The organism is Ruegeria sp. CDSA236 (genome assembly GCF_059611285.1).
Map to the genome: position 1 here is coordinate 116094 of NZ_JBXWPG010000002.1, position 11094 is coordinate 127187.

8 protein-coding genes and 1 tRNA gene are annotated in these 11094 nt (G+C 56.7%); 4 read left to right on the forward strand and 5 right to left on the reverse strand.

Going from position 1 to position 11094, the window contains the following annotated elements; all coding sequences use genetic code 11:
* Nucleotides 1-71 precede the first annotated feature (71 nt).
* The 4 genes from AC2FLB_RS04565 to AC2FLB_RS04580 all read left to right on the forward strand — a co-directional run bounded on the left by AC2FLB_RS04565 (nt 72) and on the right by AC2FLB_RS04580 (nt 5072).
* Nucleotides 72-146 (forward strand) — tRNA-Gly (locus AC2FLB_RS04565).
* A 127-nt stretch (nt 147-273) separates the two neighbouring features.
* Nucleotides 274-2094, forward strand: coding sequence for an ABC transporter transmembrane domain-containing protein (locus tag AC2FLB_RS04570; protein ID WP_496708730.1), 1821 nt, complete (start codon nt 274-276; stop codon nt 2092-2094).
* A gap of 151 nt (nt 2095-2245) precedes the next feature.
* Nucleotides 2246-4135, forward strand: a complete 1890-nt coding sequence (locus tag AC2FLB_RS04575) for an acyl-CoA synthetase (protein ID WP_496708731.1) — start codon at nt 2246-2248, stop codon at nt 4133-4135.
* 13 nt (nt 4136-4148) lie between these two features.
* Complete coding sequence (locus AC2FLB_RS04580) at nt 4149-5072, forward strand: alpha/beta hydrolase (protein ID WP_496708732.1); 924 nt, start codon at nt 4149-4151, stop codon at nt 5070-5072.
* A gap of 4 nt (nt 5073-5076) precedes the next feature.
* On the opposite strand, the gene AC2FLB_RS04585 is transcribed toward AC2FLB_RS04580, so the two are convergent.
* From AC2FLB_RS04585 to AC2FLB_RS04605, 5 genes are all read right to left on the reverse strand, one after another.
* On the reverse strand, nt 5077-5913 hold the full coding sequence (locus AC2FLB_RS04585; protein WP_496708733.1) for an alkaline phosphatase family protein: 837 nt from the start codon (nt 5911-5913) through the stop codon (nt 5077-5079).
* Nucleotides 5914-6056: 143 nt separating this feature from the next.
* Nucleotides 6057-7694 carry an ABC transporter ATP-binding protein gene (locus tag AC2FLB_RS04590; RefSeq protein ID WP_496677699.1) on the reverse strand — a complete coding sequence of 546 codons (1638 nt, stop codon included), beginning with the start codon at nt 7692-7694 and terminating at the stop codon, nt 6057-6059.
* Nucleotides 7691-8506: an ABC transporter permease gene (locus tag AC2FLB_RS04595; RefSeq protein WP_496708835.1), complete on the reverse strand. Its 816-nt coding sequence runs from the start codon at nt 8504-8506 to the stop codon at nt 7691-7693. The genes AC2FLB_RS04590 and AC2FLB_RS04595 overlap by 4 nt, the downstream gene beginning before the upstream one ends.
* On the reverse strand, nt 8506-9462 hold the full coding sequence (locus AC2FLB_RS04600; RefSeq protein WP_142636701.1) for an ABC transporter permease: 957 nt from the start codon (nt 9460-9462) through the stop codon (nt 8506-8508). The genes AC2FLB_RS04595 and AC2FLB_RS04600 overlap by 1 nt, the downstream gene beginning before the upstream one ends.
* A gap of 15 nt (nt 9463-9477) precedes the next feature.
* Nucleotides 9478-11061: an ABC transporter substrate-binding protein gene (locus AC2FLB_RS04605; RefSeq protein WP_142636703.1), complete on the reverse strand. Its 1584-nt coding sequence runs from the start codon at nt 11059-11061 to the stop codon at nt 9478-9480.
* Nucleotides 11062-11094: the final 33 nt, after the last annotated feature.

An 11094-nucleotide genomic window follows, 5' to 3' on the forward strand; every position in this document is an offset into this window, starting at 1 on the left:
ATGATTTTGAAATTCGCGTGCGAACTGTGCTTGACGACACCTTAGGCATGGCATAAACCAACCACCGCTGAGCGGGCGTCGTATACTGGCTATTACCTCAGCCTTCCAAGCTGATGAAGCGGGTTCGATTCCCGCCGCCCGCTCCAAATCAGCCCCAAAAATCTGCGTCAAATAGCCTTTCGTTTGGGCCATTCGGCTGCACCGCTTGACCCGGCGGGTTGTAGACGCCAAGAAGCGGGATACCGGAATTCGAACACGAAGTAAGGGCCTGACATGGCAAAACCCGTCTCAGCCAGTCCAGCAGCAAAACCCGCACCCGGTGCGGCTGAGGAACGGGCCAGGTCCAGGAAGATCGGTGTTCTGGCTTCGCTCTGGCCATTCATGAAGCCTTATTGGTTGCAAATGATTGGGGCCTCTCTGGCCTTGGTTCTGACCGCCAGCATGACGCTGACATTGCCTTTGGCCGTCCGCCGTGTGGTCGACAACTTTCGGATCGAAGACGGAGAGCTACTGGATTGGTACTTTCTGGCAGCGCTGGGCATCGCCGCGATTCTGGCCGTCGGAACAGGTATCCGCTATGCGCTTGTTACGCGCCTGGGCGAACGCGTTGTCGCCGATATCCGCAAAGCCGTTTTTGATCGCGTCATCGGGATGAGCCCCGAATTCTATGAACGTATCATGACGGGTGAGGTGCTGAGCCGGATCACGACCGACACCACGCTGATTCAATCCGTGCTGGGCTCGTCAGTCTCGATCGCTCTACGCAATATGTTGATGTTTCTGGGCGGGCTTGTGCTGATGCTGCTGACCTCGGCCAAGCTGACCGGGATGGTCTTGCTGCTGATTCCGCTGGTTGTGGTTCCGATACTGGTATTGGGGCGGCGCCTGCGGGTTATTAGCCGAGAAAACCAAGACTGGATCGCAGCCTCATCAGGCAATGCCGGTGAAGCGCTGAGCGCGGTTCAAACCGTTCAGGCCTTTACCCATGAGCAGGCCAGCCGAAATCAGTTCGGTGAGATGACCGAAACGTCCTATACTGTCTCGCTGCGCCGAATTCAGACCCGGGCCGTCCTGACCGTCATCGTTATATTCCTGGTGTTTTCCGGAATCGTGGGCGTGTTGTGGATGGGGGCGAATGATGTCCGCAACGGTGTCATGACCGAGGGCGTTCTGATCCAGTTCGTGATCTATTCGATCATCATGGCCGGTTCGGTCGCGGCCCTGTCCGAAATATGGAGCGAATTGCAGCGTGCGGCCGGTGCGACCGAGCGGTTGGTCGAGTTGTTGAATGCTCAGGACACCGTGAACGATCCCGGCCAGGCGCAAGTTTTCCCCGCGCCCGTGCGCGGCGAGATTCAGTTCGACGATGTGACTTTCCGCTACCCGGCGCGTCCGGATGTCGTGGCGTTGAATGAACTGTCGCTGACAGTCAACCCCGGGGAAACCGTCGCATTTGTCGGCCCCTCGGGGGCCGGAAAAACAACTGTAATCCAGATGATTCAGCGATTCTATGATCCTGACTCGGGACGCGTTTGTTTGGATGGTATTGACCTGCGAAATTTGGATCGTTCCAATTTCCGCCGTCATATGGCACTTGTACCTCAGGATCCCACGATATTTGCAGCATCGGCGCGCGAAAATATCCGATTTGGGCGGCTCGATGCGACGGATGCCGAGGTTGAAGACGCAGCCCGCGCAGCTGCGGCCCACGAATTCATCTCGACGCTGCCCGAAGGCTATGACAGCTTTGTAGGAGAGCGAGGCGTCATGCTGTCCGGGGGACAAAAACAGCGGATCGCCATCGCCCGCGCCATTCTGCGCGATGCTCCGATCCTGTTGTTGGATGAGGCGACATCGGCATTGGACGCTGAAAGCGAGCGCGCTGTGCAAGGGGCTGTCGACAGGTTGCGTGCAGGGCGGACGACGCTGATTGTTGCGCACAGATTGGCAACCGTGAAAAAAGCCGACCGCATCATCGTCCTGGAGAACGGGCAGATCGTTGCGCAGGGAACGCATGACGATCTGGTATCGCAGGATGGGCTATACGCGCGTTTGGCACGGTTGCAATTTACCGATGGTGTTGCAGCAGAGTAACCTGATGGCGAGATATTTTGTTTTGCGCCCCAGCGTCATTCTACATTCTGGGTTGTTCTGCCGTTAAGCCCTTACTTGCACATGAGCGGGTTTTACTTTCATCCTAGATGAGAGCCTGCGCGTGACGCAGTAAAAGTACAGGGAGGAACTAATGGCATTCGCGGGATTAGACGATAAGGCAAGAATAGAAAATGAAATGCCGTGGGAGGATCGAGACGTACCGGTAACCTTTCATCAGTTACTTTCTCGAACGGCGGCCAAGTTCCCCGACCACAAGGCCATTAGCTTTCAGCTGTTTTCCGGCCCAGCCGATAAGGCCGAGACACTGACGTGGTCTGATCTGCTGGGTAAGGTCAATCAGGCCGCCAATCTTTTCAGATCTCTGGGTATCGGTGAAAACGATGTGGTGGCCTATGTTCTGCCCAACTGCAACGAAACTCTGGTGACCCTTATGGGAGGGGCCGTCGCAGGGATCGTGAACCCGATCAACCCGTTGTTGGAGCCCGAGCAAATCGCAGCAATTTTGCGCGAGACGAAAGCCAAGGTTGTTGTGACGCTAAAGTCATTTCCCAAAGCCGATGTTGCACAGAAGGTGGAAGAGGCCGTACGCCACGCGCCCGGTGTGAACACAATTCTGGAAATCGACCTGAATCGCTATCTGACGCCTCCGAAATCGTGGATCGTGCCCCTTGTGCGTCCCAAAATGGGCGACAAGGCTAAATTGGCTCATGCGGATTATTTGAATTTCAGCAAAGAGCTGGCGAAACAGCCCAAGACACTGACATTCGAAGACAGTAAATCAGACCGTGTTGCGTGCTATTTCCATACTGGTGGTACAACCGGCATGCCCAAGGTTGCACAACACAAATATTCCGGCCTGATCTATAATGGCTGGTGTGGTGGCACCTTGTTGTTCGACGAAAACGATGTGGTCATGTGCCCACTGCCCATGTTCCACGTCTTTGCTGTGCATGTGATCGTCATGGCTGCGGTGAGTTCGGGTGCGCATGTGGTCTTCCCGACGCCTCAAGGATATCGCGGGGATGGCGTTTTCGACAATTTCTGGAAACTGATCGAGCGTTGGAAAGTCAGCTTTATCATCACGGTTCCGACAGCGATCTCTGCCAAAATGCAGCGCCCTGTCGACGCTGATATCTCGTCAGTGAAAACGGCCTTCTCAGGCTCGGCTCCTTTGCCGGTTGAACTGTTCCGTCGCTTTGAAGAGGCCACCGGCGTCACAATAGTCGAAGGCTATGGCCTGACCGAAGCCACCTGCCTTGTGTCGTGCAACCCGGTGGATGGCGAAAAGAAGATCGGTTCGATTGGCGTTCCGTTCCCTTATACGGATGTGAAAATCCTGCAGGATGGGCCCGACGGTCCGACCGAATGTGGCACTGATCAGATTGGTGAGATCTGTATCTCGAACCCCGGCGTATTTGCGGGCAACACGTATACAGAGGTCGAAAAGAACGTGGGCCTGTTCCACTATGACAAATATCTGCGCACCGGTGATTTGGGCCGGTTTGACGATGATGGATATTTGTGGATCACCGGTCGTGCCAAGGATTTGATCATTCGCGGCGGGCACAATATCGACCCGGCCGAGATCGAAGAGGCGCTGTTGGGGCATGAAGCCGTGGCATTTGCCGGTGCGATCGGTCAACCAGACGCCCATGCGGGCGAAGTGCCCTGTGCCTTTGTCGAACTGGTCTCTGGGGCCAGTGTGACAGAGCAGGAGCTGATGGAATACTGCAGAGTCCACGTTCACGAGCGCGCCGCGCAACCTAAGCACATGACCATTCTGGACGAACTGCCCAAGACGGCAGTGGGCAAAGTCTTTAAGCCCGAACTGCGCAAGCAGGCAATCACACGCATCTACAATGGTGCGCTTGAAGACGCAGGCGTTGCTGCGCGTGTGGTTTCGGTTCTGGATGATAAAAAGCGCGGACTTGTCGCGCAGCTTGACGCCAACGGTTCCTCGGACGACGATGTCAGCAAAGTGCTGGGATCGTTCACCCGGCCATGGGAGTGGGCTGCCTGATCGCGGAGGGGCTATGGACTATGAACGTCTGATCGATGAAGAAACCTGGGCGTTCATAAGACGAACGGCTGAAAGCTATCCTGATGACGCGGTCGAATTGTCGATCGAAGATCAGCGCGGCGTCTATGACGTAATGTGCAAGGATTTTCGCCAACCTCGCCCAATGGGTGTTGAAACAGAAGACAGGCGCGCCGATGGCGTGCCTGTTCGCATTTACACCGCAGGCAATCCAAGCCGGACGGTGATCTATTTCCACGGAGGCGGGTTTGTCGTCGGCGGACTGGACAGTCACGACGATGTCTGTGCCGAACTTTGTGCACAAACTGGGTATCGGGTGATTGCCGTGGATTACCGCCTGAGCCCCGAACATATTCATCCTGCCCAGTTTCACGATAGCTGGGCTGCAACCAACTGGGCGGTGCAAGAGTTCCAGGACCCTTTCGTTCTGGCGGGCGACAGCGCGGGTGGAAATCTGGCCGCCGCAGTTTCACAGCACGGACGGACGCAGTTCGACAATCTTCTTGGTCAGGTCCTCATCTATCCAGGCTTGGGCGGAGATTCATCCCGTGGTTCCTATAAGGAACATGCCCATGCGCCTTTGCTGACGCTGGAGGATGTAAGTATTTACGAGAAGATGCGCTGTGGTGGAGATGTGCCGGAAAACGACCCGACATTCGCTCCATTGCATGACACGGATTTCTCGGGGCTGCCCCCAACCGTGGTGGTAACTGCAGATTGTGATCCCTTACGTGATGATGGTGCGATCTATTGCGAGCAGATCAGGGCTGCAGGTGGGCAGGCTCATTGCATCAATGAACCCGGCCTTGTGCACGGCTATCTGCGGGCGCGCACCATGGTCAAACGTGCGGCGGACAGCTTCGAGAGGATCTCGGTGGCGATAGAGGCGTTGGGCCAGCAGATCTGGCCCTACGACTGATCCCCTACTTCAAGAAGGGCTGACCCTTCATGGTTTCGGCAACCGGGGCACCCAAACGGCCCAGAATCGTGGGCGCCAGTTGTAGCTGGTCGATCACAGCGTCCGCATCGGGGCCTTCGGCGTCACCGAAGTAATACAGCGCGGTTTCCTGCTGCAATGCGCCACGCCCACCGTGATGGCCACGATCGTCCTGGCCGTGATCTGCGGTGACGATGACGTCGTAACCCAACTGCCGCCAGCGCGGGATAAACGGGGCCAGCATTTCGTCCATCACGAAACAGGCATGGTCCATCTCTTCACATTCATGAAAGAATCTGTGACCCATGCTGTCCAAAGTGCTGGTATGCAGCAATCCATAGTCCAAGCCATGGCGTAGGCAGAGATTTGTCAGCGTCGCGAACAGATCGACGTCACAGGGCGTCATCTGGTTGGCTATGCCATAGCCTGTCATCGTGTGGAACCGACCATGATTGATCGTTTTGCTGTTGGGCTCGTCGTATTCAACATCGCGGACATAGTCGAATGGATGGCGATTAAAAAATTGCGACCAGAAGCTGTGGGCCACAGCCCCAGTCACGCCGCCGGCTTCGCGCACTTGGCTGAAGATGTCCTTCTGACTCAGGCGGAACACGTTGCCATTGCCGGTACAGCCATGCTCCTGCGGTGTAACACCGGTATGGATCGAGGCATAGCAGCTTGCCGAGATTGAGGGCAGCACAGCGCGCTTCTTCCAAACGCGCGCCTCGCCGGTGTCGACCCAGCCTTCCAGATTGCCGAACAAACGACGGAAATTGCGCCATGGAACACCGTCCAGAATGATGAGGAGAAGTTTGCGGTCCATGCTCTGACCCTTTTTCAGATTGCTTCAGCCGACCCTAAAAGATTCGGTGCGGTCTGGCTGCCTGATCCCGCCCCAAATGGCAAAATCCCGACACCTTGATCGAATGGCGCCGGGATTTCATAAACTTACAGGAAGGGCCGGGATCAGTTCCCGGCGCTTTCCATTTTGCGGTGGGCGACGACCTCTTCCAGCCAGCCCAGATGCATTTCGGGGACAGAGCTGAGCAGTAGGTCGGTATAGTCGTCAAACGGTGGGCTCAGCACCTGCGACTTGGGGCCGTAGCGGACGACTCGGCCCTGATACATCACCGCAATACTGTCGCTGATCGCGCGCACTGTTGCCAGATCGTGGGTGATGAACAGATAGGCCACATCCTCGATCTTTTGCAGGTCCAGCAGCAGTTTGAGGATACCATCCGCGACTAGCGGATCCAGCGCCGAGGTGACCTCGTCACAGATGATCATCTTGGGCTTGGCCGCCAATGAACGCGCAATGCAAACACGCTGTTTCTGGCCGCCAGACAGTTCCGCCGGATAGCGGTCCATGTATTTTTCGCCCAGCTCGATCTCATCCAGCAGTTCCACGATCCGCTTTCGTTTTTCCGCGCCGCGCATACCGAAGTAGAACTCCAGCGGGCGCCCGATGATAGTGCCGACGGTCTGACGCGGGTTCATCGCCACGTCTGCCATCTGATAAATCATCTGCAACTCACGCAGGTCTTCACGGCTGCGGCCCTTCAGATCGCCACTGAGCTTGCGTCCGGCGAAATTGATCTCGCCATCGCGCGGTGGAAGCAGCCCGGTGATCACCCGTGCCAGCGTGGACTTGCCAGAACCGGATTCGCCCACAACCGCTAATGTTTGGCCCGGATGGAGCTCGACATTGACGTTGTGCAGCACGTCGAAATTCAGCCCCTTATAGCGCGCAGTGATCCCGTCAACTGTCAGCACTGGTTCGGATGTTGGCTTCTTTTCTTCATGTTCGATGGAGCGGACCGAGACCAGCGCCTTGGTATACTCTTCCTGCGGGTTGTTGATGATCTGATCGGTGTTGCCGTACTCGACCGTGTTACCCATGCGCAGAACCATGATGTCGTCGCTGACTTGCGCAACGACTGCCAGATCGTGGGTGATATAGAGCGCGGCAACGCCGGTATCACGAATGGCTTCCTTAATGGCCATCAGAACATCGATCTGGGTGGTCACATCCAGCGCAGTTGTCGGTTCGTCGAACACCACCAGATCAGGCTCAGGACAAAGCGCCAGCGCTGTCATACACCGCTGTAGCTGACCGCCCGAAACTTGGTGCGGATAGCGATCACCAATATTGTCCGGATCGGGAAGCCCCAGCTTGGCGAACAGTTCCCGCGCGCGGGCTTCGGCCTCTTTACGCGAAAACTTCTTGTGCTCCACCGCGGCTTCGATCACCTGATCCATGATCTTCTTGGCTGGGTTGAACGATGCTGCGGCGGATTGCGAAACATATGCTACTTCGCCTCCGCGCAGATTGCGGATATCGCTATGCGGGGTTTTCAGGATATCGCGCCCGTTAACCCAAACCTCTCCGCCGGTGAGTTCAACACCACCACGGCCATAGGCCATTGAGGCCAGACCAATGGTGGATTTACCGGCCCCGGATTCACCGATCAGCCCCAACACCTTGCCGCGTTCAAGGTCAAAGCTGACCCCGTGCACGATTTCGATATCATGGGGTTTTTCACCCGGTGGATAGACGGTCGCGCCGATTTTGAGGTCGCGGACCTTGAGAAGGGTATCACTCATCCCCGGCCTCCTTTCAGCGATGTGGTACGGTTCAGGACCCAGTCAGCAACAAGGTTGACCGAGATGGCGAGGGTCGCGATGGCAACAGCCGGATATAGCGCCGCGCCGATGCCATAGACGATACCGTCTTTGTTTTCCTTCACGATTCCACCCCAATCCGCCAGCGGCGGTTGGACGCCCAGACCCAGGAACGAGAGGGTCGAGATAAACAGAACCATAAAGATGAACCGCAATCCGAACTCGGCCACCAGAGGCGACAGAGCATTGGGCAGGATTTCCCGGAAGATGATCCAGATACGACCCTCACCGCGCAGCTTGGCAGCCTCAACATAGTCCATCACATTGATATCCACAGCGACAGATCGCGACAGGCGATAGGGGCGTGTGGCATCCAGCAGGCCCATCACCAGGATCAGGATCGGGACAGTCACCGGGACAATCGCCAGAATGACCAGCGCCAGGATCAGTGTCGGGATCGACATGACCAGGTCAACCGCTCGGCTGAGGACCTGATCGGCCCAGCCACCAAGAACAGCGGCCAGCAAGCCCAGCGTGGTGCCGGTGACAAAGCTGAGGATTGTGGCAGCAGCAGCGATAAAGATGGTCGTGCGCCCGCCATAGATCATGCGAGTTAGCAGATCGCGCCCGATATTGTCCGTACCCAACAGGTGTTTGGCACTGGACGGTTCCCAGACATCACCGACCACCTCAGCCATGCCGTAAGGAGCGATCAGGGGTGCCGCGAGCGCCACGAAAAAGTACAGCCCGGTGAAAAACAGACCGATCATGGCCGAAATAGGAAGATTCTTCATCATTTCGGGTGCCTCAGTCTTGGATTGGCAAGGATGGACACGATATCGGCAACCATGTTCAGCCCGATATAGACCGCAGCGAAGACAACTCCGCAGGCCAGAACCACAGGCACGTCACGCTTGGTCACCGAGTCCACAAGATATTGCCCCATGCCAGGGTAAACGAACACCACTTCGACCACGACGACGCCCACGACCAGATAGGCCAGGTTCAGCATCACAACGTTGACAATGGGCGAAATTGCGTTGGGGAAGGCATGTCGCGCGATGACCTGAAAACTGGACAAACCTTTCAGCTCAGCCGTTTCGATATAGGCCGACTGCATCAGGTTTAGGATTGCGGCGCGGGTCATCCGCATCATCTGTGCCAATACCACCAGCGTCAGCACAAAGGCCGGCAAGGCGATTGCATAGAGCTTTTCACCGAAGGACATCGAATCGTTGATCATCGCAAGCGAGGAAAACCAGCCCAGTTTTACGGAAACGAAATAGATAATCACGTAGCCGATCAGGAATTCGGGGATCGAAACCGTGGTCAAGGTCACAGCCGAGATCAATTTGTCCGGCATACGGTTGCGATAGCGGACGGCCAACAAGCCAAGGAAGATAGCGAGTGGTACGGAGACGACGGCGGCGGCACAAGCCAGGAACAGCGTGTTGCCCAGGCGCTTGCCGATGCTTTCAGCGATATCCAGTTTGTTGGTCATCGATTGGCCCAGATCGCCTTGAACGATCCCGCCCAGCCATTCGGCGTATCGGGTCAGGGCAGGGCGGTTCAGCCCCATTTCCTCACGTAAGTTAGCAAGAGCCTCAGGAGTTGCGGACTGTCCCAGGACGGCTTGCGCGGCGTCTCCGGGCAGGGCTTCGGTCAGGCCAAAAATCAGGGCCGAAGCGCCAAACAGCAATAGGAGTCCCAGCGCAAGGCGCTGGGAAACCAATTTGATGATAGGATGCATGATCCGTGGTCCTTATCAGGAGAACCACATCTTGCGGGACATGTTGCCGTTCATCATCTCTTGGGTCGGGTCGCTTTCCCAACCTTCCAGCTGATTGCTGACACCTTCGACGAAATCATTGAACATCGGGCAGATTACGCCGCCTTCGTCGCGGACCATCATGCCCATCTGTTTGTAGATGTCTTTGCGCTTGTCATTGTCCAGCTCGGCGCGGGCTGCAAACAGCATCTCGTCAAAGGCCGGAACCTTGAACCGCGTGTCGTTCCAGTCTGCGGTCGACAGATACGCGGTCGAATACATCTGGTCCTGCACCGGACGGCCACCCCAGTACGAGGCGCAGAACGGCTGTACGTTCCAAACCTCGGACCAGTAACCATCGTTGGGTTCACGCTTGATTTCCAGCGGGATACCAGCCTGAGCCGCGGTCTGCTGGAACAGGGCGGCCGCGTCCACTGCACCAGGGAAGGCGCCATCAGCGACCTGCAGAATGATTGGCGAGCCGTCATGACCCGACTTCTTGTAATGCTCAGCTGCTTTTTCGATGCTGAATTCACGCTGCGGGATCGAACCGTCAAACAGCGGGTAGGCCGCGTTGATCGGCATGTCATTCCCAATCGAGCCATAGCCACGCAGAACCTTGTCGACCAGATCCTGACGGTTAATCGCGTGTTTCAGGGCCAAACGCAGTTCATTGTTATCAAACGGTGCCGTGTCGCAATGCATGATAAACACATAGTGGCCACGGCCTGCGGTTGAATGCACAGTCAGGTTCGGTGCGCGACCTAGCAGATCAGCAATCTTGGGCTCAACCCGGTTGATCGCGTGGACCTGACCGGATTGCAGCGCGGCGGTCCGGGCGGTAGCGTCATTGATAACAACCACTTCGACGCTGTCGAAATTGCCGTAATCGCTCCAGTGGTTGGCGAACTTTTTGAACACGTGGCGGACGCCGGGTTCGTTGACTTCCACTTGGTAAGGGCCGGTGCCAACCCCTGCGCCAGGATCTTCCATGCCGCCATCCGGCTGGATGATCAGATGATAGTCTGCCATCAGATAGGGCAGGTCGGCATTTGGTTCATTCAGCGTAACCTGGAAATTGTCGCCATCAGCCTTCATCGATTCGATGCCGCGCATGATTCCCAGAGCACCGGATTGGGAATCCTCGTTCGAGTGACGCTCCATGGTTTTCAGCACGTCTTCGCTGGTCATGGTCTTGCCGTTGTGGAATTCCACGCCCTGACGCAGTTTGAAGGTCCAGACCCTGGCATCCGCGCTGCCTTCGACGCTTTCTGCAAGGCGCGGTTCGATCGATCCATCGGGCGCAACCTCGACCAGTTGGTCGCCGAACTGCTTGCCGTTCTGGAACGGAACCGAGCTGGCATAGGTGGCCGGGTCAAGCGAGTTGGTGGATTCCCCGCCCTGCAGGCCAAATTTCAGATCACCGCCCTTTTTCGGGCCAGCCGCGCGTGCAGCATCGGCAAACATTGTGCTGGCCATCGCAGCAGACACACCAAGTGCTGCAGCTTTCCCCATAAATTCGCGGCGGGTCAGCTTGCCAGCTGTAACCTGCTTGGCCATGTGAGTGATTTGTTCGTTCATTCAGATATCTCCCAGTGATTTATCTCGTCAGCC